The 26,157-nt window shown below is 65.7% G+C and carries 24 protein-coding genes; 20 read left to right on the forward strand and 4 right to left on the reverse strand.

The features are described from left to right. Positions 1-9: 9 nt before the first annotated feature. Positions 10-1,515 carry a helicase HerA-like domain-containing protein gene (locus AC1PLU_RS08275; protein ID WP_481108177.1) on the reverse strand — a complete coding sequence of 502 codons (1,506 nt, stop codon included), beginning with the start codon at positions 1,513-1,515 and terminating at the stop codon, positions 10-12. A gap of 293 nt (positions 1,516-1,808) precedes the next feature. Between AC1PLU_RS08275 and AC1PLU_RS08280 the strand changes: the two genes are divergently transcribed. Continuing rightward, the gene (locus AC1PLU_RS08280; protein WP_481108178.1) at positions 1,809-3,392 is read left to right on the forward strand and encodes a transglycosylase SLT domain-containing protein; all 1,584 of its coding nucleotides are present in this window, start codon (positions 1,809-1,811) and stop codon (positions 3,390-3,392) included. Positions 3,393-3,764: 372 nt separating this feature from the next. On the opposite strand, the gene asd is transcribed toward AC1PLU_RS08280, so the two are convergent. After that, positions 3,765-4,613 (reverse strand): archaetidylserine decarboxylase, encoded by an 849-nt coding sequence (gene asd / locus AC1PLU_RS08285; protein WP_481108179.1) that lies wholly within the window; start codon positions 4,611-4,613, stop codon positions 3,765-3,767. Beyond that, a complete protein-coding gene (locus tag AC1PLU_RS08290) occupies positions 4,610-5,260 on the reverse strand; it encodes an SCO family protein (protein ID WP_104551453.1) in 651 nt (216 codons plus the stop codon). Before AC1PLU_RS08290 ends, asd begins: the two co-directional genes overlap by 4 nt. A gap of 80 nt (positions 5,261-5,340) precedes the next feature. Between AC1PLU_RS08290 and prmB the strand changes: the two genes are divergently transcribed. From prmB to AC1PLU_RS08335, 9 genes are all read left to right on the forward strand, one after another. After that, positions 5,341-6,267: a 50S ribosomal protein L3 N(5)-glutamine methyltransferase gene (prmB, locus tag AC1PLU_RS08295; protein ID WP_006450475.1), complete on the forward strand. Its 927-nt coding sequence runs from the start codon at positions 5,341-5,343 to the stop codon at positions 6,265-6,267. Further along, a complete protein-coding gene (locus AC1PLU_RS08300; protein WP_481108180.1) occupies positions 6,230-6,745 on the forward strand; it encodes a hypothetical protein in 516 nt (171 codons plus the stop codon). The genes prmB and AC1PLU_RS08300 overlap by 38 nt, the downstream gene beginning before the upstream one ends. After that, a complete protein-coding gene (gene aroC / locus AC1PLU_RS08305) occupies positions 6,735-7,838 on the forward strand; it encodes a chorismate synthase (protein ID WP_255085521.1) in 1,104 nt (367 codons plus the stop codon). The genes AC1PLU_RS08300 and aroC overlap by 11 nt, the downstream gene beginning before the upstream one ends. Further along, positions 7,831-8,919, forward strand: coding sequence for a 2-hydroxyacid dehydrogenase (locus AC1PLU_RS08310; RefSeq protein WP_481108181.1), 1,089 nt, complete (start codon positions 7,831-7,833; stop codon positions 8,917-8,919). The genes aroC and AC1PLU_RS08310 overlap by 8 nt, the downstream gene beginning before the upstream one ends. An 86-nt stretch (positions 8,920-9,005) precedes the next feature. Next, entirely contained in the window at positions 9,006-10,031 is a 1,026-nt protein-coding gene (locus AC1PLU_RS08315; RefSeq protein WP_481108182.1) for an aspartate-semialdehyde dehydrogenase, read from the forward strand. Between the two features lie 214 nt (positions 10,032-10,245). Then, positions 10,246-12,195: a motility hub landmark protein FimV gene (locus AC1PLU_RS08320; RefSeq protein ID WP_481108183.1), complete on the forward strand. Its 1,950-nt coding sequence runs from the start codon at positions 10,246-10,248 to the stop codon at positions 12,193-12,195. Then, entirely contained in the window at positions 12,192-12,599 is a 408-nt protein-coding gene (locus AC1PLU_RS08325; protein ID WP_180315141.1) for a VOC family protein, read from the forward strand. Before AC1PLU_RS08320 ends, AC1PLU_RS08325 begins: the two co-directional genes overlap by 4 nt. 172 nt (positions 12,600-12,771) lie before the next feature. Then, positions 12,772-13,545, forward strand: coding sequence for a tRNA pseudouridine(38-40) synthase TruA (gene truA / locus AC1PLU_RS08330; RefSeq protein ID WP_023904476.1), 774 nt, complete (start codon positions 12,772-12,774; stop codon positions 13,543-13,545). Further along, positions 13,542-14,210 (forward strand): phosphoribosylanthranilate isomerase, encoded by a 669-nt coding sequence (locus AC1PLU_RS08335; RefSeq protein ID WP_168957723.1) that lies wholly within the window; start codon positions 13,542-13,544, stop codon positions 14,208-14,210. The genes truA and AC1PLU_RS08335 overlap by 4 nt, the downstream gene beginning before the upstream one ends. Positions 14,211-14,381: 171 nt before the next feature. Here AC1PLU_RS08335 and AC1PLU_RS08340 read toward each other — a convergent pair whose 3' ends face one another. Next, on the reverse strand, positions 14,382-15,311 hold the full coding sequence (locus AC1PLU_RS08340; RefSeq protein WP_481108184.1) for a LysR family transcriptional regulator: 930 nt from the start codon (positions 15,309-15,311) through the stop codon (positions 14,382-14,384). Positions 15,312-15,419: 108 nt separating this feature from the next. Here AC1PLU_RS08340 and trpB point away from each other — a divergent pair, with 108 nt between their 5' ends. From trpB to AC1PLU_RS08390, 10 genes are all read left to right on the forward strand, one after another. Further along, positions 15,420-16,637, forward strand: coding sequence for a tryptophan synthase subunit beta (gene trpB, locus AC1PLU_RS08345; RefSeq protein WP_481108185.1), 1,218 nt, complete (start codon positions 15,420-15,422; stop codon positions 16,635-16,637). After that, positions 16,637-16,846, forward strand: coding sequence for a hypothetical protein (locus AC1PLU_RS08350; RefSeq protein ID WP_023904473.1), 210 nt, complete (start codon positions 16,637-16,639; stop codon positions 16,844-16,846). Before trpB ends, AC1PLU_RS08350 begins: the two co-directional genes overlap by 1 nt. Before the next feature lie 38 nt (positions 16,847-16,884). Further along, entirely contained in the window at positions 16,885-17,691 is an 807-nt protein-coding gene (gene trpA / locus AC1PLU_RS08355; protein WP_046933005.1) for a tryptophan synthase subunit alpha, read from the forward strand. A gap of 455 nt (positions 17,692-18,146) precedes the next feature. After that, positions 18,147-19,031 (forward strand): acetyl-CoA carboxylase, carboxyltransferase subunit beta, encoded by an 885-nt coding sequence (gene accD / locus AC1PLU_RS08360; protein ID WP_006450578.1) that lies wholly within the window; start codon positions 18,147-18,149, stop codon positions 19,029-19,031. Between the two features lie 127 nt (positions 19,032-19,158). Continuing rightward, entirely contained in the window at positions 19,159-20,508 is a 1,350-nt protein-coding gene (gene glmM / locus AC1PLU_RS08365; protein WP_481094543.1) for a phosphoglucosamine mutase, read from the forward strand. Between the two features lie 124 nt (positions 20,509-20,632). Next, positions 20,633-21,571 (forward strand): isopenicillin N synthase family dioxygenase, encoded by a 939-nt coding sequence (locus tag AC1PLU_RS08370; RefSeq protein ID WP_481108186.1) that lies wholly within the window; start codon positions 20,633-20,635, stop codon positions 21,569-21,571. Positions 21,572-21,777: 206 nt separating this feature from the next. Then, entirely contained in the window at positions 21,778-22,467 is a 690-nt protein-coding gene (locus AC1PLU_RS08375; RefSeq protein ID WP_481108187.1) for a methylamine utilization protein, read from the forward strand. Beyond that, positions 22,464-24,848 carry a putative bifunctional diguanylate cyclase/phosphodiesterase gene (locus AC1PLU_RS08380; protein ID WP_481108188.1) on the forward strand — a complete coding sequence of 795 codons (2,385 nt, stop codon included), beginning with the start codon at positions 22,464-22,466 and terminating at the stop codon, positions 24,846-24,848. Before AC1PLU_RS08375 ends, AC1PLU_RS08380 begins: the two co-directional genes overlap by 4 nt. Continuing rightward, positions 24,845-25,720 carry a DUF3034 family protein gene (locus AC1PLU_RS08385; RefSeq protein WP_481108189.1) on the forward strand — a complete coding sequence of 292 codons (876 nt, stop codon included), beginning with the start codon at positions 24,845-24,847 and terminating at the stop codon, positions 25,718-25,720. Before AC1PLU_RS08380 ends, AC1PLU_RS08385 begins: the two co-directional genes overlap by 4 nt. Beyond that, on the forward strand, positions 25,720-26,148 hold the full coding sequence (locus AC1PLU_RS08390) for a group I truncated hemoglobin (RefSeq protein ID WP_268214709.1): 429 nt from the start codon (positions 25,720-25,722) through the stop codon (positions 26,146-26,148). The genes AC1PLU_RS08385 and AC1PLU_RS08390 overlap by 1 nt, the downstream gene beginning before the upstream one ends. The last annotated feature ends 9 nt before the right edge of the window (positions 26,149-26,157 follow it).

A 26,157-nucleotide genomic window follows, 5' to 3' on the forward strand; every position in this document is an offset into this window, starting at 1 on the left:
TGTCTGGGTTCAACGCTTCCCACCAAAAATACTACCGAAGAGGCCGCGCACGATCTGCTGGCCGATCTTGTTGCCCACCGTGCGCGAGGTCTGCTTGGCCATCGCTTCGAGCATGCCCTGGCGGCGGCTGGTGCCGAAGACGGCGTCCTTGACCGCCTTGCCGAAGCCGCTGTCTTGCGCGTCGTCATCCTCGCGGGTGCGCGCCGGTGGTGCGGCGTTGTGCTCGGCCATCTGTTCGACGCGGCGTGCCAATAGTTCGGCGGCCGATTCGCGGTTGATCGCGGTGTCGTAGCGGGTGCCGACCGGGCTGGCGGCGCGCACCTGCGCGCGTTCGGTCTCGCTGATGGTGCCCATGCGGCAGCGCGGTGGGGCGATCAGGGTCTGCTGCACCGGCGCGGGCACGCCCTTGCCTTGCAGCGGCGACACCAGCGCCTCGCCGGTGCCCAGGCCGGAGATCGCGGTTGCCACGTCGAGCTTGGGATTGGCGACGAAGGTCTGCGCCGCGGTCTTGACCGCTTTCTGATCGCGCGGGGTGTAGGCACGCAGCGCGTGCTGCACGCGATTGCCGAGCTGGCCAAGGATGTTGTCCGGAATATCGTCGGGAAACTGCGAGCAGAAGTACACGCCCACGCCCTTGGAACGGATCAGCCGCACCACCTGTTCGATACGCTGCACCAGCGCGGCGGGCGCGTCGTCGAACAGCAGATGCGCTTCGTCGAACACGAACACCAGTTTGGGCTGTTCCAGGTCGCCCACCTCGGGCAAACGCTCGAACAGTTCCGACAGCAGCCACAGCAAAAAGGTGGAATACAGCTTCGGCTTGAGCACCAGTTGGTTGGCCGCCAGGATGCCGATCACGCCGCGGCCGTCCGGTGCCACGCGCATCATTTCGGCCAATTCGAGTGCGGGTTCGCCAAAGAACTGCTCGCCGCCGTCCTGCGCCAGACGCAGCAAGGAGCGCTGGATCGCGGCCACCGATTGGCTGGAGACCAGCCCGTAACTGGTGGACAGCTCCTTGCGTTCTTCCACCACCAACGCCAGCAGCGCGCGTAGGTCGTCCAGATCCAGCAACAGCAGTCCACGGTCGTCGGCCAGCTTGAACACGATGTCCAGCACACCGGACTGGGTGTCGTTGAGTTCCAGAATGCGCGCGAGCAGGGTGGGGCCCATTTCGCTGACGGTGGTGCGCACCGGGTGGCCGAGCTTGCCGTACAGATCCCAGAACACCACCGGGTTGGCGGCCGGCGCGTAATCGGTGATGCCTACTTCCGTGGCGCGCTGCAACACGCCGGCTGCGCCGTCGCCGACAATCGCCAGACCGGCCACGTCGCCTTTCACGTCGGCCAGGAACACCGGCACGCCCAGCCGCGAGAAGCCTTCGGCCAGGGTCATCAAGGTGACGGTCTTGCCGGTACCGGTGGCGCCGGCGACCAGGCCGTGGCGGTTGCCGAAGCGTCCTTCCAGCATCACCGCGATGTCGTCGGTGACGCCTTTGCCGAGCAGGAACGAGGCCATTGCGCAGATCCGGTGGTGAAAACGCGATTCTATCTGGCAATGCTCGCTGGCAATCCCGGTGGGGCATCGTGGTGGCACAGCGAGTCCGCATGCTGGCGCGAGACGTCAAAGAGCCATGCCGCCGGGCAACTCGCAGGAGCAACGGGCGCGACTCACGGGAACCAGCCAGCAGCCATTCCAACCACTTAATCCATCGATCAATCTAACGGGCCACTGACCCTGCCGGCGGTGCCGCCTTGCCCCGGTGTCGCCCCGGCGGCTACCCTGCCTGCCTTTCCGCTGTACTGCCTACGATGCCGCTCGCTCATTTTGCTTTGCGCCCATGGCCGGTTCTGGCACTGGTGGCGCTGATGTCTGTCGTCCCCGCTGCCCATGCCATCTCCAAACGCGACACGGAGAAAGCCGCCGTGCTCGATACCCGCATGGCCGCCGCCGAAAAGCGCTACCGCGACGCGCTGGTGCTGGTGAACAACTCCGACCCCAAGGGCACTGCCGAAGGCGATGCCGCGTTGGAGGACATGGAAGACGTCATCGACGCCTGCATCAAGCAGCGCGGCTGCCTGGTCGCTAATCAGCTGGCCACCTACAAGCGCCTGCTGAAGGCGCGCGCCGACGCCGAGGCCCCGGCCGCCGAAGATCCGGAAGACGACGACAGCTTGCTGCAGGCCGACCCGGACCACCTCGGCCCGGCGAACAACGGCGTGCCAGAAGCCGCACGTGCGGCCACGCTGCTCAACGACCAGCGCCACGATTTCGACAAGATGGTGCAGTACAACCCGGCCGTGCAGGCCGGTATCCGCCGCTGGCTGACCGACATGCGCCCGGCGCTGCTGACCAGCTATGAGAACTACAGCAACCTGCGCGGGGTGATGTGGCCGGAATGGCAGAAGCGCGGCCTGCCCGAGGCGCTGCTGTTCGGCATCATGGCCAAGGAATCCAACGGCAAGGTGCACGCCAGTTCGCGTGCCGGTGCGGCCGGGCTGATGCAGTTCATGCCGGCCACCGGGCGTCGCTTCGGGCTGGGCCCGGACGGCACCGGCTTCGACACGCGTTTCGATGCGCGCAGCGCCGCCGAAGCCAGTGCCGCGTATCTCAACGAGCGCATGGCCGGGCTCAACCGCAACATCGAATTGGCGCTGGCCGCCTATAACGGTGGCGAAGGCCGCGCCGCGCGCGTGTTCTCGCAGAGCGGCGGGCGCGGGTTCTGGGAGCAGGACGTGTACAACCAGTTCCCGGCCGAAACCAAGGACTACGTGCCGATGGTGATCGCCGCAGCATGGATCTTCCTGCACCCACGCCAGTACGGCGTGGACTTCGCCAAGCTCGATGCGCAGCCGGCCACGCTGAAGCTGGCCAAGTCCACCACCATCTATGAGCTGACCATCTGCCTGGGCAGCATGGGCACGCGCGACGGCTACATGCGTGCGCTGCGCAACCTCAACCCGCGCTACGAATCCGATGGCTGGATTCCGGCCGGCACCGTCATCAACGCCACCAACCGCATCGCCAGCCTGTACACGCGCTACTGCGTCAACGGCCCGCGTGCGGATCTGGCGCGCACGCTGATCACCGCCGACCTCAACAGCGCGATCGTGCGCAGCAGCAGCGCCCCCGAGTACATGCCAAGCGTGGCGGTGGGCGACGTCAGCCCGATGCCCGGCGTGCCGACCACCGTGGCCACCGGCCAGCCGGTCGTCGCCAAGCCCAAGGCCAAGCAGGCGCGCAGCTACACCGTCGCCAAGGGCGACACGCTCGGTCGCGTCGCGCAGAAGTACCAGTGCGAGATCAAGGAGCTGGCCAAGGCCAATCGCTTGAAAGCGCCGGGCTATGCGCTCAAGCCGGGGCAGAGCATCAAGCTGGCCGGCTGCGATCGCTGACCAGCGCGGGCGATATCGCGTCGGCGAGTCGCATCGGTGCCGGTCCCCGCATGGGCGCCGGGCCGGCGCCCGTAGGAGCTGACCTGGCCGCGACGAAGCGGTCCCGGTCCTTCAGGCGAATGCGGGAGCGCTCCTACATCGGAGGCTGGTTGCCAAAGACGCGTGCGCTCCAAGCCTCGCTGCGAACACGCTGTCGCGGTCGGGCCCGCTCCTACAACGGCGTCGCTGCACGCCAGCATCGCTTGTTGCATTGGGTGTAAAGCGCGCTGGCGCGAGGCGTTATCGAGCCCGTCCAATCACGGGAAGGCTCGCCCCTGCAAAGGCGCCTTCACTTGCGCACCGAGGCGGGCAACCGCAGGCGCGCAGCTGTGATCAGCTCAGCTGGCGATGTGCGAGCGCTTGCCCCAGACGCACCGCTGTCTCTGCAGCAAGCCCGCTATCAAGCTTGGCCACACCCGGCGGCAGCAACACGATCACGGTAGATCCGTAGTTGAAGCGAGCCATTTCCGCAAACCGCTCCAGCACGATGCCCTTGCCGCGATAATCCTTGCGCGTGATGCGATCGCCATAGCGCGGAATCTCCACGCCGCTCCACACCGTCTCCACGCCCGATACCAGCAGCGCGCCCACCATCACCGAGGCCATCGGGCCGAAGTCGGTATCGAAGTGGCACACCAGGCGCTCGTTGCGGGCGAACAGGCGCGGCACGTTGCGTACCGCATCCGGGCCCACGCTGAACAAACGGCCGGGCACGTGCACGGTTTCGCGCAAGGTGCCGGTCCACGGCATATGCACGCGGTGGTAGTCCTTGGGCGAGAGATAGACGGTGGCGAACAGCCCGTCGTTGAACGGCAGCGCTACCTCGGCATCGCCCAGCAGTTCGGCAGCGGTAAACGACTGCCCCTTGGCCTGGAAAATGCGGCCGTTCTCGATCGGGCCAAGCTGGCTGATACGGCCATCGGCCGGCATCAGCACGGCTGCGGGGTCGGCATCGGGCACGCGTGCGCCCGGCTTCAAGGCACGGGTGAAGAACGCATTGAAGGTGGGGTAGGCGCGCGGATCCGGCTCCAATGCCTCGCTCAGGTCCACGCCGAACTTGCGCGTCACCGTGTCGATCAACCATTGCTTGGTGGACGGCGTATCCGAATAGGCCAGCGCGCGCGCCATAGAGGACAGCAACCGATGCGGCAGCACGTAGGTCAGGGAAGTGACGAGACTCACGGAGCGGTTACCTTGGTCAGCTGTTGGAGGTCGGCGGCGATCGCCTTCGGGTCGAGCGGGGGACGGATCAGGCCGGCCAGGCGGCCTTGCGGGTCGAGCACGGCGATGCCTGCCGAGTGATCCATGCTGTAGTCGTTGGGATTCTGTGCAAAGCCCTTGCCCGGCACCTTCTGGAACACGAAGCCCAGCGCGGTGGCGAAGCGCTCCAGCGACGGCACATCGGCGGTGGCCGCCAGCGTGTCTTTGTGGAACGCATGCGCATACTCGCCAAGGCGAGCCGGCGGATCGCGCTGCGGGTCTACCGACACGAACAGCACGCGCGGGCGCAGGCCATCCGGAATGCTTGCCCACTGCTGCTGTGCCACCGCCAGATCGGTCAAGGTGGTGGGGCAGACGTCCGGGCAGAAGGTGAAGCCGAGGAATACCAGCGTCCAATGCCCTTTCAGCTCACCGGGCACCAGCTGGGTACCATCGGACTGGCGCAGGCTGAACTGCGGCAGGGTGCGTGGCTGCGGATAGAAGGTGATGGTCTTGGTGGGCGGCCACGGCGAGCTGGGCGCGGCGCCGAGGAACTTCTGGCCCAGCAACAGCCCCAGGCCGGCGGCCAGCGCCACCAGCAGCACGATGCCGGTATTGCGATTGAACATGGCGGTTTCCACTGCAACGGACGCTCATGATACCGATCCGACCTCTATAATCGTGGGCCGATTCCTCTTTAGTTGTTGCCATGACTGCCGCCGCGGCCGACGAACTGCACACCATCATCGACCTGATCCGCTACGGCACCAGCCGTTTCAATGCAGCCGGTCTGACCTTCGGCCACAGCTACGACAATGCGCTGGACGAGGCCACCCAGCTGGTGCTGCACAGCCTGCATCTGCCGCACGATCTCGGCCCGGCCTACGGCCAGGCGCGTCTGCTGCGCTCGGAAAAAGAGCAGGTACTGGGCTTGTTCGAACGCCGCATCAGCGAGCGCGTGCCGGCGGCGTATCTGACTGGCGAGGCCTGGTTTGCCGGCCTGAGTTTCAAGAGCGATGCGCGCGCATTGGTGCCGCGCTCGCCGATCGCCGAGCTGATCGAAGCCGGCTTCGAGCCCTGGCTGGGCGGCCGCGAAGTCACCCGTGCGCTGGACCTGTGCACCGGCTCGGGCTGTATCGCGATCGCCATGGGCCACTACAACCCGCAGTGGGACGTGGACGGCGTGGACATCAGCGACGACGCGCTGGCACTGGCGGCCGAAAACAAGGCACGCCTGCACGCCGACAACGTCACTTTGCTCAAATCGGACCTGTTTACCGGGCTGGGCGGTCGCCAGTACGACCTGATCGTCACCAATCCGCCGTACGTCACCAACGACGAAACCGACGCACTGCCGCAGGAGTATTCCTACGAGCCGGAGCTGGGCTTGCGTGCCGGCGACGATGGCCTGGACCTGGTGCTGAAGATCCTGCGCGATGCGCCGCAGCACCTGAGCGAAGACGGTTTGCTGATCTGCGAAGTGGGCGAATCAGAGCAGCATCTGATCAAGCTGCTGCCGGAAGTGGATTTTGCCTGGGTCGAATTCAAGGTCGGGCAAATGGGCATCTTTGCGGTGGAATGCCGCGAATTGATCGCGCATGCTGCGCGCATCACCGAGTTGGCCAGTGCACGTTGAGTCGTCCACACCGCGGCCGCAGCTGAGCGATCTCCTGTTGCTGGTGCCGGTGTCCATCTTCGGTGTGGGCATTCCGCTCGGCTTGCTCGACGTGGTGTATCGCTTGTTCGACCCGATGTACGGCGGCCCCTCGCCACAGCGCTGGTTGAGCGCGGCGGCGGAGATTGGTTTTGGCCTGATGGCGTTTTTCGGCCTGGTGTCGGCATGGATCGTGGTAGTCAGTTCGGATGCGGCCTTGCGCGCGCATCGGCGCCGCACGCTGATCGTGGCACTCGGCCTGCTGGTCGGAATCGGCGTTGCGCTGTACCTGCTTGCCGATTGGCTGCTTAGCGGGCGTGACGAGCTGGATGTGTTTGTGCTGGTGTTCAGCGGCTTGTTGGCAGTGGCGCCGATGCTGGTGGCGGCACGTCACCTGCCGCGCATCCTGCGCGCCGCGCCACCTGCTGCATTGTTGAGAGGATGCCGTCATGGGCAGTAACAGTTTTGGTCGCTTGTTGACGGTCAGCACCTTCGGTGAATCGCATGGTCCGGCGATCGGCTGCGTCATCGACGGCTGCCCTCCGGGCCTGGAGATCGCGCCGGAAGAATTCACCCACGATCTGCAGCGGCGTGCCAGCGGCAAGAGCCGGCACACCTCGGCCCGCCGTGAAGCCGACGCCATCGAGATCCTGTCCGGCGTCTACGAAGGCCGCACCACCGGCACGCCGATCGGGCTGCTGATCCGCAACACCGATCAGCGCAGCAAGGACTACAGCAACATCGCCCAGCAGTTCCGCCCCGGGCATGCGGACTACACCTATTGGCAGAAGTACGGCATCCGTGACCCGCGTGGCGGCGGGCGTTCGTCCGCGCGCGAGACCACCATGCGTGTGGCCGCCGGCGTCATTGCCAAGAAGTGGCTCAAGCAGCGCTACGGCGTGCTGGTGCGCGGCTTTTTATCGCAGCTGGGCGAGATCCGCCCGACCGGTTTCGACTGGAATGCGGTCGAAGACAATCCGTTCTTCTGGCCGCATGCCGAGCAGGTGCCGGAGCTGGAAACCTACATGGATGCGCTGCGCAAATCCGGCGATTCGGTCGGCGCGCGCGTGGACGTGGTGGCCGGCGGCGTGCCGCCGGGCTGGGGCGAGCCGATCTACGGCAAGCTCGATGCCGAACTCGCCGCCGCGCTGATGAGCATCAATGCGGTCAAGGGCGTGGAGATCGGCGATGGCTTTGCCAGCGCTGCGCAGAAGGGCACCGAACACCGTGATCTGATCACCCCGGAAGGCTTTCTCAGCAACCATGCCGGCGGCATCCTGGGCGGCATTTCCACCGGCCAGGCGATCACCGCTTCGATGGTGCTCAAGCCGACCTCGAGCCTGCGCCTGCCTGGCGCGACCGTGGATGCGGAAGGCGCAGTGGTGGATGTGATCACCACCGGGCGCCATGACCCCTGTGTGGGCATTCGCGCCACCCCGATCGCCGAGGCGATGATGGCGTTGGTGTTGATGGATCAGGCATTGCGTCATCGCGCCCAGTGCGGCGATGTCGGCGAAGTGTCGCCGCGTATTCCCGGTCAACTCGATGTCTGAGTCGCGGCGCGCCAAGGTGTGGGTCAGCCAGCCCCTGTTCGACGATGTCGTCGCGCAGTTGGGCGAGCATTTCGAGCTGATCACCACCGAGCGCGTCACTGCCTATTCGCCGGCCGATCTGGCTGCGCAGCTGGCATCGCTGGATGGTGCGTTGATTACCCTCAACGAGCGTATCGGTGCGGCAGAAATCGCATCCGCACCGCAGCTGCGCGCCATCGCCAACGTCGGTGTGGGTTACAACAATCTGGATCTCGACGCGCTGAGTGCGGCCGGTATCCTGGCCAGCAATACGCCGGACGTGCTGACCGAAACCACTGCCGATCTCGGCTTTGCATTGCTGATGGCCACCGCGCGTCGCATCACCGAATCCGAGCGCTGGCTACGCGACGGGCAGTGGGGGCAGTGGTCGTTCAAGACCATGCTCGGCGCCGATATCCACGGCAGCACGCTCGGTATTCTGGGCATGGGCCGGATCGGGCAGGGCATCGCCCGCCGCGGTGCGCACGGTTTCGGCATGCGCGTGCTGTATCACAACCGTAGCCAGTTGCCGGCCGAGACCGAACAAACGCTTGGCGCGCAGTATGTGGATTTCGATACCTTGCTGGCGCAGTCCGATCACTTGGTCCTGGTGCTGCCGTACACCAAGGCCTCGCACCACATCATCGATGCCGCAGCGCTGGGCAAGATGCGCGCCACCGCCACGCTGGTGAACATCGCGCGCGGTGGCCTGGTCGATGAAATCGCGTTGGCCGATGCGCTCGCCAATGGGCGGCTGGCCGGTGCCGGCCTGGATGTCTACGAAGGCGAACCTGCAGTACGCCCCGAGTTGCTGGCCTTGCGCAACGTGGTGCTCACCCCGCATATCGGCAGTGCCAGCCTGGACACGCGCCGCGCCATGGTGCAGCTGGCGGTGGACAACCTGATCGCCGCGCTGGGCCAAGGCCCCAACGCCGGGCATCCGCCCAGTGCACTCAATGCCGATGCGGTGGCCGCTGCCAAACAGGGCGGCGCGCGCGTGGGCGCCAGCGATGGCGAAGCGATCAAAACCGGCACGGCCAAAACCACCACGACCAAACGATAGGGAACCTCCGCGGCCAGCTTTGGAGGTTCCCCGAACCCACTGCGCAAGCGCGTTCCCCTCTTTCCTCTTTCGATAAAGACAATCTCATGAGCAACGAAAACCGTCGTTTCAACGTCGCGGTCGTGGGCGCCACCGGCGCTGTCGGCGAGACCATGCTGAGCATCCTGGCCGAGCGCAATTTCCCGATCGCCACCCTGTACGCGCTGGCGTCGTCGCGTTCGGCCGGCGGGCAGGTGGAGTTCAACGGCGGCAAGGTCGATGTGCTGGATCTGGCCGGCTTCGATCCCACCGGCGTGGACATCGCGCTGTTCTCCGCAGGCGGCAGCGTCTCCAAGGAATACGGCCCCAAGTTTGCCGCTGCCGGCGCGGTGGTGATCGATAATTCCTCCGCCTTCCGTTACGACGACGATGTGCCGCTGGTGGTGTCGGAGGTCAATCCCGAAGCGCTCAAGCAGCGCCCGCGCGGCATCATCGCCAACCCCAATTGCTCGACCATGCAGATGCTGGTCGCGCTCGGCCCGATCCACCGCAAGTACGGCATCGAGCGCATCAACGTGGCGACCTACCAGTCGGTCTCCGGTGGCGGGCGGTCGGCGATGGAAGAGCTGGGCAAGCAGACCAGCGAACTGCTGGGCTTCCAGCAGATCGAACCGCAGCGTTTCCCGGTGCAGATCGCCTTCAATCTGATCCCGCACATCGACGACTTCCAGGACAACGGCTACACCAAGGAAGAGATGAAGCTGGTCTGGGAGACCCGCAAGATCCTGGGCGACGAGTCGATCATGGTGAATCCCACTGCGGTGCGTGTCCCGGTGTTCTACGGTCACTCCGAAGCGGTGGCGATCGAAACCCGCGACAAGATCACTGCTGTGGAGGCGCGCGCGTTGCTGGAGGCTTCGCCGGGCGTGGAAGTCGTCGACGAGCACAAGCCCGGTGGCTACCCAACCCCGGTCACGCACGCCTCCGGCAAGGACGCGGTATTCGTCGGCCGTATCCGTGAGGACCTGTCGCATCCGCGCGGTCTGAATCTGTGGATCGTCTCGGACAACATCCGCAAGGGCGCCGCGCTCAACGCCGTGCAGCTGGCCGAGCTGGTCGCACAGGAAGGCTAAAGCACGGTCGTTCGGTAGGAGCGCGCTGGCGCGCGATGAAGCTTTCCCCGTGAAGCCTCATCGCGCACCAGTGCGCTCCTACCAGATGCACTGCCGATGGCCTGCTGCATGGATGCCGCATCGCGACGGCATGTGCACCCCGCGCGAGGTGGCCGACTTTTTCGCTCATTCAGCGGCTATATTGATGCCCATGAAACATAGGGGCGGGGGCGCGATGCGTCCGATACAAGCGATAGGTGCGTTGCTGCTGATGGTCTGCAGTGGCGCCGCCATGGCGTTAGGGTTGGGCGATATCCGGGTGCTGTCCAAGCCTGGGCAACCGCTGGTGGCCGAGATTCCGGTCATCTCCAATGAACCGGGCGAACTCGACAACGCCCGTGTGGCGCTGGCATCGGCGACCACCTTCGCGCGGGTTGGTCTGGAGCGCCCGCAGGGATTGGTGAGCAGCCTGCAGTTCCAGTTCGCCCAGGACGCGCGCGGGCGTGCGGTGATCCGCGTGACCAGCAGCCAGGTCGTCGATCAGCCGGCGATCAACTTCCTGATCGAAGTGGAGTGGGGCCAGGGTCGGCTGGTGCGCGAGTATTCCGCGCTGGTCGATGCGCCCAACACTGCGGCTGCGATCGCCGGGCCGGCCATCGAGGCACCGCGCGCCGGTGCCAACAATACGATCCCCCGCCAGTCCCCGGTGTCGGCTGCCGCAGGCGCCGATCAAAACACTGCCGCTACCGCTCCAACTGCACGCCGCAGTGCAAGCGCTGCCGCTGCCGCGCAGGCCGGCGATGCATTGCCGGCGGTGCGCTCCGGCCAGACCTTGTCGGAAATCGCCGCCGCCGTGGCGCGCTCCAGCGGGCATTCGCTGGATCAGACCATGCTGGCGTTGTTGCGGACCAACCCCGAGGCCTTCATCGGCGGAAATATCAATCGCCTGAAGCAGGGCGCAGTGCTGCGGACGCCGCAGGAAGAGGCGCTGGCACAGGTCGGTGCGGCCGAAGCGGCGGTGATGGTGCGCGAGCAGGCTGCGCAGTGGCGGCAGGCGCGTTCGGCGATTCCGCAGCCGGCCGAAGCCGGCGCGGCTGCCGCAACACCGCCCACATCCGCAGCACCTGCTGCGCCCACCACTGCGGGGGCCGGCGCGCGGCTCGAGATCGCCCCGGCAGTGGCGATTCAGACCAACACCGCCGGCGCCACGTCCGGCACCAGTGCCGAAGGCGAGGGCGAGATGGCGGCCAACCAACAGTTGCAACAGGCCAAGGAAGACATCGCCACCCGCGATGCCGAATTGCAGGATCTGCGCACACGCGTGGCCGATCTGGAAAAGCTCAAGCAGCAACAGCAAGCCTTGATCGCAATGAAGAACACCGATCTGGCCGCCGCGCAGAAGCGCCTGTCGGAGACGCCAGCTGCGGCTGATCAGGGCGGCGGTTTCCCGCTGTGGTTGATCGGCGGGCTGGTGTTGATCGTTGCGGCCGTGGTCGCATGGCTGGCTGCGCGTCGCCGCAAACCCTCGCCGCTGCCGCCGTTGCCGCGTCGCCAGTTCGACTTCGTGCCTGTGGGTGCTGCGGCCGAGACGGAAGAGCCGCAGGATGCCGAGCTCGCCACGCAGCCCAGCGAATACGACGTGGTGCATGAGACCGAATTCGAGCAGGCCAATCTGCGCGAGGACGAGCGCGCTTACGACGCGCAGCAGCCGCTGTCGGAGGTGTTGCGCCGCGAGCCGCTGCTGTCTGAGCCAGCGCCAGCGCCGGTCGTGGTCACCAGCGAGGATTGGCGGTCGTTGCGTGCAACGCCGCCGGCTCCGGCCCCGGTGGCTGTGCCGGAGTACGTCGAGCCTGAGCCTGCGCCGGAACTGGAGCCGGAACTGGAGCCGGAGCCGGAGCCGGAGCCGGAGCACGCAATCAGCGATCTTCCGCCAGTCGCGCCGTCTGCAGCGGTTGCCACCCAGGACAGCCTGGATTTCGCGCAATCTCCCATTGCTCCCGCCGCGCCTGACGCACAGACGTACAGGGAGTTCACGTCCGCAGGCCGCGATCGGCTGGAGCTGGCAGTGGCCTATATGGATCTGGGCGACAAGGACACCGCGCGCGGCCTGTTGCTGGAAGTCGCCGCCACCGGCGATGAGGCCACCCGTGCCGAAGCGGCCGAATTGCTGGAGCAGCTGACATGAGCCCGGCCATGGACAGCCTTGCTGTAGACAAGCGTGCCGCACGCGAGCGTCGCATCGACTACGTGGAGTTCGCCTCGATCGATCCGGACGCCAGCCGCGCGTTTTTCGAACAGGTCTTCGGCTGGCAATTTCAGGCCTATGGCCCGGATTACCTGGCCTTCAACGACGGGCGCCTGGACGGTGGTTTCTACCGTGTCACTGCGCTGGCAGCGGCCGAAGCGGGTCCGCTGGTAGTGCTGTATGCCGACGACCTGGTACCAGTGATCGAGCGCATACGTGCTGCCGGTGGCGAGATCCTCAGGCCGGTGTTCGGCTTCCCGGGCGGCAGCAGATTTCATTTCCGCGAGCCCGGTGGCACGACGCTGGCGGTGTGGTCCGAGCGCGCCGCCGCGCAGGGCGACTGACAAACCACTGCGCTCAGCGTCAGGTGCGCGCGGTCGGTGCCCGGTGCGGTATCGCCACTCGTCACACTGCGGTGCTTGCGCGCTGTTTGCGCCTCACTGACGATCGCTCACGACGCTTTGCCGGCCGCGCTTGGTCCGCACACTCAATCGATTCAACAACAGGCAGGTTCCGATGCGTTACGCGCTGGGCGTGGAGTACGACGGCAGCGAGTTTCAAGGCTGGCAGCAATTGGGTGAGCACGGCGGGCCGACGGTGCAGGCCAGGTTGCAGGCGGCCCTGTCGTCGGTCGCCGATGCTCCGGTACAGGTGATCTGCGCAGGCCGCACCGATGCCGGCGTCCACGGCGAATGCCAGGTGGTGCATTTCGACAGCGACGCACGCCGCGACCCGCGCAGCTGGACGTTGGGTACCACCGCGCGGCTGCCGCCCTCGATCGCGGTGCGCTGGTGCGTGCCGGCGGCGGCCGACTTCCATGCGCGGTTTTCCGCACGTGCCCGCCGTTATCGTTATCGCCTGCTCAATCGGCAGATACGCCCCGCGCTGTATCGGCAGACCTTGAGCTGGGAGCGGCGCCCGCTGGATGCAGATGCCATGCACACAGCGGCGCAGGCCTTGTTGGGCGAGAACGACTTCAACGCATTTCGCAGTGTGCAATGCCAGGCGCCGCACGCACGCCGCAACCTGCAGGCCATCAGCGTGCAGCGGATTGGCGAAGTGGTGGAGATGCAGGTCCAGGCCAATGCATTCCTTCATCACATGGTGCGGAATATTGTTGGCTCGCTGATCCTGGTCGGAACCGGAGAAAAACCGGTCGACTGGATCGCGACATTGCTGGCCGGACGCGACCGCTCTGTGGCCGGGCCGACGGCGCCGCCACAAGGCCTGGTGTTTGTCGGGCCGTTGTATCCCGCAGAGTGGCATCTGCCTGCTGAGGTCACCCAATGAATCGATCGCTGTACCGCACCCGTATCAAGTTCTGTGGCATGACCCGCGCCGGTGATATTCGACTGGCAGGCGAGCTGGGTGTGGACGCGGTAGGTTTCATTTTTGCGCACGGCAGCCCGCGCCGCGTGGCACCGGCCGAGGCGCGCGCGATGCGTCAGGCCACCGCGCCGATGGTCGATGTGGTGGCGCTGTTCCGCAACAATTCCAAGGAAGAAGTGCGCGAGGTGGTGCGTACCGTACGCCCGACCTTGCTGCAGTTCCATGGCGAAGAAGACGACGCGTTCTGCCGTAGTTTCAATCTTCCCTATCTCAAGGCAGTGCCGATGGGCAGCACCGGCGTCAATGGCGAGGACGCCAACGCGCGCACCTTGCAGCTGGCCTATCCCAATACAGCCGGTTTCCTGTTCGACAGCCATGCGCCCGGCGCAGGTGGCGGCACCGGCAAGACCTTCGATTGGTCGCGGTTGCCGACCGGCCTGCATCGCCCGTTCCTGCTGGCCGGCGGCATCACGGCCGACAACGTGTTCGACGCCATCGTGGCGACGCTGCCGTGGGGCGTGGACGTGTCCAGCGGCGTGGAGCTGGCGCCCGGCATCAAGGACGGCCACATGATGCGCAAGTTCGTCGAAGAAGTGCGCCGGGCCGATTGCCACGAGATGTCGTGAGTTTTGGGATTGGGGAATTGAGATTAGGGATTAGGCAAGCGGAGCTCGGGCTTGTGCCGCTGTTTTGGAGCGCTTGTCGCCGCTACACATTGCTCTTGGTCGCTCGGCTTTCCGGCTAACCATCGCGCAGCCGCTTGCTTCTTGAACGACGCGGTTGCTTGATGGCTGCACTTAGCCGTGCGCGATATCTATTGCAGGTGTCTGCACCTGATCTTCAGTCAATGCACCGCGTAGCCAACCAGCAAGCCGCTCGATCCGCGGATCTGGATTGCGCTTTGCGGCGCACAGCACCCAGCGCCCGCGCGTTGGCGTGAATCCCCAGGGTGCCAGCAGGCGGCCGGCGGCCAGATCCGCTGCAACCAACGGTTGCGGTGCGATTGCGACCCCCAGACCGGCGGCAGCGGCTTCCAGTAAATAGACCAGGTGTTCGAACTCGGTCCCGAAGTGCAGCGCCTCGGGTGCCACACCATGTGCCTGCGCCCATTCCGGCCAGGCCTGCGGGCGCGAGCGCGTGTGCAGCAAGGCGTGATCGAGCAGGGCGGCAGGGTCGTTTCCGTCGAGCTGCGTCGTGGATGCAAGCTGCGGGCTCAGCACCGGGCCGATCCATTCCACGCCCAGCTCGTGCACCTGCCACTCGCCGGGCCACGGCGGGGTGTCCAGCAGCAGCGCCGCATCCAGGCCATCCAGGTCCGGGCCTGGCGCTTGTTCGCCGGCCGACAGATGCAGGCGCACATCGGGCAGGTCCTGCTGCAGCCGGCCCAGGTGCGGGATGACCCAGCGCGCCAGCAGACTGCCCGAACAGCCCAGCACCAGCGGCGTCTCGCTGCCAGGGCGCCTTAACAGCCCAGCCCAGGTCTCGCCGATCAAGGCGAAGCCTTCCCCGGTCGCATCGCGCAAACGCGTGCCCGCTGCCGTCAATACCAGGCCGCGGCCCTGGCGGGTGAACAGGGCAGTTCCAAGTGACTGCTCCAGGGTGCGCACATGCCGGCTGATGGCGCCATGGGTGACGTGTAGTTCCTGCGCAGCCCGGCTGACGCTCTGCAGGCGCGCGGCAGATTCGAAGGCGCGCAAGGCTGCCAGCGGCGGAAGCGGGTAACTCATTGTGTGAGTCCAGGTCACAGGTTGCGGCAATCTTATCGATTTATCGCACCGGCTGGCTGCGCTAAAGTGCGTGCTTCTCGTATGACCGCATTGCTGCAGAGGATTCCCATGTCGGCCCAGCCCATCAGTGACTTTTACGCCTATCCGGACGCTGCCGGCCACTTTGGCAAATTCGGCGGCCGGTTCGTCGCCGAGACCTTGATCGGCCCCTTGCAGGAACTGTCCGCAGCCTACGACCAGGCGCGCCAGGACCCGGCCTTCATCACCGAGTACGACAAGGATCTCAAGCATTACGTCGGCCGCCCCAGCCCGATCTATCACGCCGAGCGCCTGAGCCGCGAAGTGGGCGGGGCGCAGATCCTGCTCAAGCGCGAAGACCTGAATCACACCGGCGCGCACAAGATCAACAACACCATCGGCCAGGCCTTGCTGGCCAGCCGCATGGGCAAGACCCGCATCATCGCCGAGACTGGCGCCGGCCAGCATGGCGTGGCCAGTGCCACGGTCGCCGCGCGGCTGGGCCTGGAGTGCGTGGTCTACATGGGCGCCACCGATATCGAGCGGCAGAAGATCAATGTCTACCGCATGAAGCTGCTCGGCGCCACGGTGATCCCGGTGACCTCCGGCTCGGCCACGCTCAAGGACGCGCTCAACGAAGCGATGCGCGACTGGGTCACCAATGTGCAGGACACCTTCTACATCATCGGCACCGTCGCCGGCCCGGATCCGTATCCGCGCATGGTGCGCGACTTCAACGCGATTGTCGGCCGCGAAGCGCGCGCGCAGATGCTGGAAGACTACGGCCGTCTGCCGGATGCGCTCAGTGCCTGCGTCGGCGGCGGCAGCAATGCGATCGGCTTGTTCCATGCCTTCCTCAACGACCCGGGCGTCAAGATCTATGGCGCCGAAGCGGCCGGTGACGGTATCGCCACCGGTCGCCATGCCGCCTCGATCGCGGCCGGTCGCCCCGGTGTGCTGCATGGCAACCGCACCTATGTGATCTGCGACGACGATGGCCAGATCACCGAAACCCATTCGATCTCCGCTGGCCTGGATTACCCGGGCGTCGGCCCGGAGCATTCGTTCCTGTCCGACAGCGGTCGCGCGGTCTACCAGGGCATCACCGACGACGAGGCGATGGCCGCATTCCATCTGCTGGCGCATACCGAAGGCATTCTGGCCGCGCTCGAGTCCAGCCATGCGGTGGCGCAGTCGATCAAGCTCGCGCGCGAGATGCCCAAGGACGCATTGATCCTGTGCAACCTGTCCGGCCGTGGCGACAAGGACGTGCACACCATCGCCGCGCGCGAAGGCGTGCAAGTCTGATGCCGCTGCGGCGTGTCACCGTGACCGCGCTAGCCGACCAGCCAGGCGAACAGGACCTGCTGTTCGCCTGGCTCGACCGCTGGGCGCCGCAGATCCGCACGTGTTCGGAAAATACCGGCTGCGGCTGCTGCCTGGACAGTTTCGACGTCGAGGTGGACGCGCAAGCGTTGACCGAACTGCCCGCAGCCATGTACCAGGACATCCATTGATGCGGTCGTACCGCAGCTAACTTCTTCAAGGTCTTTCAATGCGTCGTATCGACGAAACCTTCCAACGTTTGCGTGCCGATGGCCGCAAGGCGCTCATCCCCTTCATCACCGCCGGCGATCCCTCGCTGGAAGCCACCGTGCCGGTGATGCACGCGCTGGTGCGCGCCGGTGCCGACGTGATCGAACTCGGTGTGCCGTTTTCCGACCCGATGGCCGACGGCCCCACCATCCAACGCAGCTCCGAGCGCGCGCTGGGCCGTGGCGCCGGCCTGGCCTATGTGCTGGAAGCGGTGCACGAATTCCGCCGCGAAGACCCCACCACCCCGGTGGTGCTGATGGGCTACCTCAACCCGATCGAGATCCACGGCACCCGGCGCTTTGCCGAAGCCGCCGTCGCCGCCGGCGTGGATGGCTTGCTCTTGGTGGATCTGCCACCCGAAGAGGCCGCCGAGACCCGCGCCATCTTCACCGAGGTGGGCCTGGCCCTGATCGCGCTTGCCTCGCCGACCACCAGCGAGCAGCGCCTGGACATGCTGTGCAGCAGCGCCCAGGGGTATCTGTATTACGTCAGCTTCGCCGGCGTCACTGGCGCTTCGAATCTGCTCGACACCACCGCGGCGGGCGATCGCCTGCGCCAGCTGCGCCTGCGTGCCGGCGCCCCGGTGGTGGCCGGTTTTGGCATCAAGGACGCCGCCAGCGCCGCCGCAATGGCCGTGGATGCCGACGGCGTGGTGGTCGGCAGCGCCCTGGTCGCCGCCCTGGCCGAAGCCCCCGATGTCCGCACCGCCCGCGAATACGCCGAAGCGTTCCTAACCCCGCTCCGCCAGGCACTGGATCATCCCTGAAACCAGCCCAAAGCCCCTCTCGCGTCGATGCACGTGGCTTCGCCCGCACCCTCACCCCAACCCCCGCTCCGCGCCCCGGCCCGCGCTTGCGGCGCGGGCGCTCCAAGGCACGCGCGCCAGTGGCGCGCAAGCCGTGCCTTCTCGCCCCGCAGGAGAGGGGCTTTGATCCTTCTCCCGTCGGGAGAAGGTGCCCCGCAGGGGCGGATGAGGGTACGGACGAAGCCACGTGCATCCCAACCACAGGTGCACGCCAACCAGAGTAAGGCGCAGCACAACAAACCGACCTTCACTCCAAACACCCGCGCAACCACCTAGAACCAAGCTCGCAGCTAGTCCTCCGAACTGCCACCAATCCCCACATTCATCCCCCGCGCTACCTCGCCTTTCCCGCAGCGCGTTAGACTTACGCCCCTCTGCGGCCCGTAAGGCCGCCCTGCATGGATTGTCATACACGCATGAGCTGGCTCAGCAAATTGATGCCCTCCGGCATCCGCACCGAGAACACCCCGGCCAAGAAGCGCAGCGTCCCCGAGGGCCTGTGGGAAAAGTGCAGCAATTGCGGCAGCGCGCTGTACGGGCCCGAACTCGAGGAGAACCTGGAGGTGTGTCCGAAATGCGACCACCACATGGCGATCCGCGCCCGCGCGCGCCTGGCCGCACTGTTCGATGTGGATGCCCCGACCACCGAAATCGCCGCCCAGCTGGGCCCGGTCGACGTGCTCAAGTTCAAGGACCAGAAGCGCTACGGCGAGCGCATCAAGGCCAGCCAGAAGGCCAGCGGCGAGTACGACGCATTGATCGCCATGCGTGGCACGCTCAAGGGCAACCCCCTGGTCGCCGCCGCATTCGATTTCGCCTTCATGGGTGGCTCGATGGGCTCGGTGGTCGGCGAGCGTTTTGCGCGTGCCGCCGAAGTGGCGCTGGAAGTGGGCTGCCCGTTCGTGTGCTTCTCCGCCAGTGGCGGCGCGCGCATGCAGGAAGGCCTGTTCTCGCTGATGCAGATGGCCAAGACCTCCGCTGCGCTCGGCCGCTTGCGCGAAGCGGGCCTGCCGTACATCTCGGTGCTGACCCATCCCACCACCGGTGGCGTGTCGGCCTCGTTCGCGATGCTGGGCGACATCAACATCGCCGAGCCGCATGCCTTGATCGGCTTCGCCGGCCCGCGCGTGATCGAACAGACCGTGCGCGAAACGTTGCCGGAGGGCTTCCAGCGCTCGGAGTTCCTGCTCGACCATGGTGCCATCGATCAGATCTGCGACCGCCGCGACATGCGCGACCGCCTCGCCGATCTGACCGCGATGATGATGCGTCAGCCGCATCCGCAAGAGGCGGTGGCGTGAGGTTGGTATTCCTGCTGGCGGTCCCCGGGAAAAGCGTGGTCTGCGACCTGTGGACTTCCGTCGATGGCTGCTCCTTCCAGGCCCCTGCTCCTTGGCCGCAGGTCCCGACGCTTCCGGTCCCGGCTCCATGAGCGCCCGCAAGTATTTCGGCACCGACGGCATCCGCGGTCGGGTCGGGCAGGGCGTGATCTCGGCCGATTTCGTGCTACGGCTGGGCAATGCGCTCGGCCGCGTGCTCACCGCCGGGCGCAGTAAGCGCCCGCTGGTGCTGATCGGCAAGGACACCCGCATTTCCGGCTATATGTTCGAAGCTGCCTTGGAAGCCGGCCTGGTTGCCGCAGGTGCCGACGTGCAGTTGATCGGCCCGATGCCGACCCCGGCCATCGCGTTCCTGACCAACACGCTGCGCGCCGATGCCGGCGTGGTGATCAGTGCCTCGCACAATCCGCATTACGACAACGGCATCAAGTTCTTTTCCGCCGAAGGCGAAAAGCTCGACGACGCCACCGAAGCGGCGATCGAAGCCGCGCTCGACGAGCCGTTCCACACCGTGGAATCGGAGCGTCTGGGCAAGGCGATCCGCACCCGCGATGCGATCGGCCGTTACATCGAATTCTGCAAGGCCAGCGTGGCGCGCGGCTTCACCCTGCATGGCTTGCGGATGGTGCTGGATTGCGCGCACGGGGCCACGTATCACATCGCGCCGATGCTGTTCCGCGAGCTGGGTGCGGACGTGGTGGTCATCGGTGCCGCACCTGACGGACTCAATATCAATGACGGCGTCGGCTCCACGCATATCGACAATCTCGCCGCCAAGGTGCGCGAGAGCGGTGCGCAGTTGGGCATCGCCTTCGATGGCGACGGTGATCGCGTGCTGATGGCCGACGACCAGGGCAACCCGGTCGATGGCGACGATCTGCTCTACGTGCTTGCGCGTTCCTGGCAGGCCAGCGGCCGGCTCACCGGCACCGTGGTCGGCACGCTGATGACCAACTACGGCCTGGAACAGGCGTTGGCTGGATTGAACATCCCGTTCCAGCGCGCCAAGGTCGGTGACCGTTACGTGCACCAGGCGTTGGTGGAAGGCAGCGGCACCCTGGGTGGCGAAACCTCCGGCCATCTGCTGTGCCTGGACCGCGCCACCACCGGCGATGGCATCGTCAGTGCGCTGCAGGTCCTCGAGGCCCTGGGGCGCGATGGACAGAGCCTGCGCCAGGCCTTGAGCAGCCTGAGCAAGGTGCCGCAGAAAACAATCAACGTGCGTCTGGATGGCGGCGCTGCCAAGGCGATTGTGGAAGCCGCTGGCGTGCAGCAGGCGCTGCAGCAGGCGCAAGCCGCCGTGCAGGGGCGTGGCCGCGCGTTTCTGCGTCCCTCCGGCACCGAGCCGGTGGTGCGCGTGACGGTGGAAGCCGACGACGCTGGCCTGATGCAGGACACGCTGGACCGACTCTCGGGTGCCGTGCGTGACGCGGCGTGAGTCGCTGATCATTGGCGTGTGCGTGGTCTTTGCCAAGGCCGCGACGTTCTACCTGTTGTATCGCCTGCTGTCCTGAACAGCAGGCCTTCCTTTTGACTCCTCGACTTCGACTGCAGATATCCGTATGAGCGCCCGCATCCCGACCCTGGACATCACCCGTTTCGACAGCGACCGCGACGCCTTTGTCGCCGAGCTCGGTGCGGCCTATCGGCAGTGGGGCTTTGCCGGCATCCGCAATCACGGTATTGCGCAAGCCGACATCGATGGCGCCTACGAGGTGTTCAAGGCGTTCTTCGCGCTGCCTGAAGAGGTGAAGCAGCGCTACCACGTCAAAGGCAGTGGCGGCGCGCGTGGCTACACCGCGTTCGGTGTGGAAACGGCCAAGGATTCCAAGCATTTCGATCTGAAGGAGTTCTGGCATATCGGCCGCGAGATTCCGGACGATTCGCCATATCGCGAGGTGATGACGCCGAACCTGTGGCCCGAAGAAGTGCCCGGTTTCCGCGAGCGCGGTTACCGCCTGTACCAGCAGCTCGATCACCTGGGCTCGCGCGTGCTGTCGGCGCTGGCGCTGCATATCGGCCTGCCGCAGGACTATTTCGTTGACAAGACCAACAACGGTAATTCGATCCTGCGGCCGATCCACTACCCGCCGATCACCAGCGACGACATCCCCAACGTGCGTGCCGGCGCGCATGGCGACATCAACTTCATCACCTTGCTGGTCGGTGCCAGCGCGGCCGGTCTGGAGGTGCGTTCCAACGATGGCGAGTGGGTGCCATTCACAGCGGATGCCGACACCATCGTGGTCAATATCGGCGACATGCTGCAACGCCTGACCAACCATGTGTACCCGTCCACCATCCATCGCGTGGTCAATCCGCCGGGCGAAGCAGCGCGCAAGCCGCGTTATTCGGTGCCGTTCTTCCTGCACCCGAATCCGGACTTTCTGATCGACGTGCTGCCTTCGTGCATCACTGCCGAAAACCCGAGCCGCTATCCCGAGTCGATCACCGCACACGGCTTCCTGGAAGAGCGTCTGCGCGAGATCAAGCTGAAGTAATCCAGCACGCGGTCCCTATCAGCGCGCGCAGCGAATAGCCGCGCTCGCAACACGGGTAATGACCGACAACACAGTTCTGTTCAAAAAATTCCGCTCGCGTCTGGTTAAAGCTTGCGTTCACCTCAGCCGATAACTCAGTCTGATCGCTAGCGCGACGTCGGATTCGCCTGGCGCCCGCTGCCGATTGCACTAGGTTTGGGGGGCGCATGCGGACGCAGTGGTTCAAACGGATAGGTGTGGGTTCGGTGTTGCTGGCGTACTGCGCCGCAAGCGCCGTGGTGGCAACGCCGGTCAGCGTGACCGTGGCCGATGCCAACGGCATGTTGGTCGATGCGGTGGTCAGTCTGGAGCCGGCGCGTCCGGCGCCACCCACTGCTTCCAAAACCGCGGAAATGGATCAGGTCAATTCGCAGTTCGTGCCCGCCGTCCTGGCGGTGCGCACTGGCACCTTGGTGCGCTTTCCGAATAACGATCAGATCCGCCATCAGGTCTATTCTTTTTCGCCTGCCAAGCGTTTCGAATTGCCGCTGTTTCAGGGTACCAAGGCCACGCCGATCCGCTTCGATCAGGCGGGCCTGGTGACGATTGGCTGCAATATCCACGACTGGATGCTTGGCTATATCGTGGTGCTGGAGACGCCGTATTTCGGCAAGACCGGCAGCGACGGCCGCGTGCAACTGGATGCACCGGCAGGCGCATACACGCTGCGGGTGTGGCATCCGCGCATCAAGGGTGCCGTGGCCACCGAGCCGTTGCTGCTTGCGCGCGATGCAGTGCAGCGTCGCGTGACCCTGCAGACCACCGGCGCCGCGCCGATGGCGGCACCACCGGATGAGCGCGTGCGCGCGCTGCAGGACAAATTCCGTCGCGCCGACCCGAAGAAGCCGCATCCATGAAGTCAATGCGTTTGCATACCCGTATCGCGGCCTTGGTGGTCCTGGTCGTGCTCGCCACGCAAGTGCTGACCTTCATCGCAGTGCAGGTCGCCACCGAGCGCAGCGTCAAGGCGCAACTGGGCGAAGAGCTGCAGATCGGTGAGCGCGTCTGGCAACGCATCAATGTGCGCCGCGACGAGCAGTTGCTGCAGTCGGCTTCGGTGCTGGCCGACGATTTCGGTTTCCGTGCGGCAGTGGCCAGTGGCGATGTGCCGACCATGCAGTCGGCATTGCGTAACCATGCCGCGCGCATGTCGGCGCAGACCGCGGTGCTGTTGTCGCCGGATGGCGAGTTCCTGACCGGGCTGGCGGATCTGCCGCAAGCCGAGCAATTGCGCGCCGTGCAGGCCCTGCTGCAGCAGGCGCAGCGCGACGGGCACGCGGTCGGGGTGGTGGCACTGGATCAACGCATCGTGCGGCTGGCGGTGGTGCAGGTGCTGGCGCCGAACCGGGTGGGCTGGATCGCGATCGGCAACGAGTCCGGCGATGGGCTTGCGCAGGACTTTCGCACCACCACCGGGCTGGATGCGACGTTTTTTACCGATGGCCCGCCGGTGCGCGTGCTTGCCTCCACCCTGGAGCCGGCTGCGCGCGCCGAGTTCCCGCAGCAGCTTCCCGCCGCCGAAGCGGGGCAGGGCGAAGCGATCCCGCTGACGCTGGCCGACGCGCGTTACCTGGTCAAACTGCAATCGATCCAGGGCGACAGTCATGTGCGGGTCGCTTTGCAGGCCTCGCTGGATCGTGCGGTCGCACCGTATCGCATCCTCAAGCTGCGCATTCTGTTGTTGGCCGGTCTGGCCACGGCCGCCGCACTCGGTGTGGCGATTTTTCTCGCGCGCAGCGTCAGCAAGCCGGTCGCGCAGTTGGTGCAGGCAGCACGACGCATCCAGCGCGGCGATTACCACACCGCGGTGCAGGTGCCGCCCGGACGTGAACTGGCCGAGCTGGCCGACAGCTTCGGGCGCATGCAGCAGCAGATCGCCAGCCGCGAGCAGCACATCCTGCATCAGGCGCGCCACGATGCCTTGACCGGCCTGCCCAATCGCATCTGGCTGCTGGAGCGGCTGCAACAGGTGGTCGACCAGACCTTGGCCTCCGGCGGTACGGCCGCCGTGCTGATCCTGGATCTGGAGCGCTTCAAGGAACTCAACGACAGCCTGGGGCACGACTTCGCCGATCAGGTGCTGGTCGAAGCAGGGCGCCGCCTTGCCGAGGTCGTGCAGGAGCCCAATGTGGTCGGGCGGCTGGGCAGCGACGAATTCATGGTGGTGGTGGCGCAGGCCGATATGACCAGCGTGCAGCAGGATGCGCAGCGATTGCTGCTGCAGCTGCGTCGCCCACTGGCGTTGCCGCAGGCGCGCATCCAGCTGGAAGCCAGCATCGGCATCGCCTTGATCCCCGAACACGGCGCCGATCCGGATACCTTGCTGAGACGCGCCGATATCGCACGTCGCCAGGGCGGCAATGTCATCACCATCGGCGCCAGCAGCGTGTATCGCCTGGGCCAGGACGAGCAGCATCTGCGCCGTCTAAGGCTCACTGGCGATCTGCGCCAGGCGATTGCCAGCAACGAATTGACCTTGCGCTTCCAGCCCAAGATCTGCCTGCGCAGCGATCGCGTCGAACAGGTCGAGGTGCTGGTGCGCTGGCATCACCCGGTGCTGGGGCCGATTGGCCCGGACGAGTTCATTCCGCTCGCCGAGCATTCCGGGGTAATCCACCCGCTGACCCGCTATGTGCTGGACGAGGCGCTGCGGTGCCAGGCGCAATGGCGCAGCCAGGGCCTGGAGTTGGGCATGGCGATCAATCTTTCCGCGTTGGATCTGTCCGACCCCGGCCTGCCGGATTATGTGCGCGGTCGTCTGGAGCATCACGCGGTGGCGGCCGAGCGGGTCACGCTGGAATTGACCGAAAGCGCCTTGATGCGCGACGTCGAATTCGCGCTGCACATGCTGCATCAGCTGCGCAGCGTCGGCGTGCGCCTGTCCATCGACGACTTCGGCACCGGCTATTCCTCGCTGGCGCAGCTCAAGCGCATGCCGGTCAACGAATTGAAGATCGACAAGAGTTTTGTCATGCAATTGGCCGAAGGCACCGACGATGCGTTCATCGTGCGCAGCACGATCGATCTGGGGCATAACCTTGGATTGAGCGTGATCGCCGAAGGCGTGGAAAACGCCACGGCGCTCGGGCTGCTGCGCAGTTATGGCTGCGACATGGTGCAGGGCTATCTGTACGCGCCGCCGCTGGAAGAAGTGCCGTTTGTGGCCTGGTGCATGCGTCAACTCGATCTGGGTCAACGCGATCTGGTGCCGGCCGCGCAAGCAGGAGCGCAACGATGAGCAAGTGGGTGCGCGCTGCATGGTCTGCTGCAGTGTTGGGTTGTTTGGCGCTCACGCCGACACTGGCGATTGCTGGAGAAGGGCGTCTGCTTGCCACCGGCGGTGTGTCGATGATCGAAGGCAGCAGTGGCGGCGGCATCGTGCCGTGGGCCACGCTGTCGGGCTACGGCACGCGCGATGAACTTGCCACCGTCGTGTTCGCCACCCACGTGGACAGCGGCGATTACCGATTGGATGTGCAGGGCGCCGCGCTCACTGTCGGCAACCGGCTGGAGTTGTCGCTCGCGCGGCAACGCCTGGATCTGGGCACATTGCAGGACCGATTGGGCTTGCCGTGGAATGCGCTGGGTCAGGACGTGTTCGGCGCAAAGCTGCGCCTGCATGGCGACCTCGTGTACGGGAGCGCGCCGCAAGTCAGTTTGGGCGTGCAGTACAAGCGTTTGCGCAACGGCACGCTGCCCCTGGCGATCGGTGCGCGCGACGACCACGGCACCGATGTGTACGTCAGTGCCAGCCGGCTGTTTCTGCAAGGCGTTGGCGGTTATCAGCTGTTGCTCAACGGTACCCTGCGCGCCACCCGCGCTAATCAGACCGGCTTGCTCGGCTTCGGCGGCGATCGTCGCAACAGCTACCGGCTGGTGGGTGAGGCCAGCGCTGCGGTGATGCTGTCGCCCTCCCTGGCAGTGGGCGTGGAATACCGAGACAAACCCGACAACCTGGGCTTCGCGCGCGAACAGGCTTGGGCAGACGCATTCGTCGCCTGGTTTCCCAGCAAGCATGTCTCGTTCACCGCGGCCTGGGCAGACCTTGGCGACATCGCCACGCTTACCGATCAACGCGGTCCCTATCTTTCCTTGCAGGTGGCGTTCTGATGAACCGATGGCTGCGCTGCTGCCTGCTTTGCGTGCTCGGCCTGGTGAGCGCCTGCGCCACCACGCAACCGCGCCAGACGCTCTACGACGAACTCGGCGGGCAAGCCGGGATCGAAGCGCTGGTGGAAACCATGCTCTCGCGCATTGCCGACGATCAACGCATCGTCGATAAATTCGCGCGCGTCAACATCGTCATGCTCAACGAGCGTCTGGTGCAGAAGTTCTGCCACGTCAGCGATGGGCCATGCCCGGATACCGCCAAGTCGATGAAGCAGGCGCATGCGCATCTGGCCATTCGCGAAGGCGACTTCAATGCCTTGGTTGAGGATCTGAACTGGGCGATGGATCAGCGCAAGATTCCGCGCCGCACGCAGAATCGCTTGCTCGCACGACTGGCGGCAATGCACGGCGACATCGTCAATCACTGACATCCCGTT

The organism is Xanthomonas sp. NCPPB 2933 (assembly GCF_056725225.1).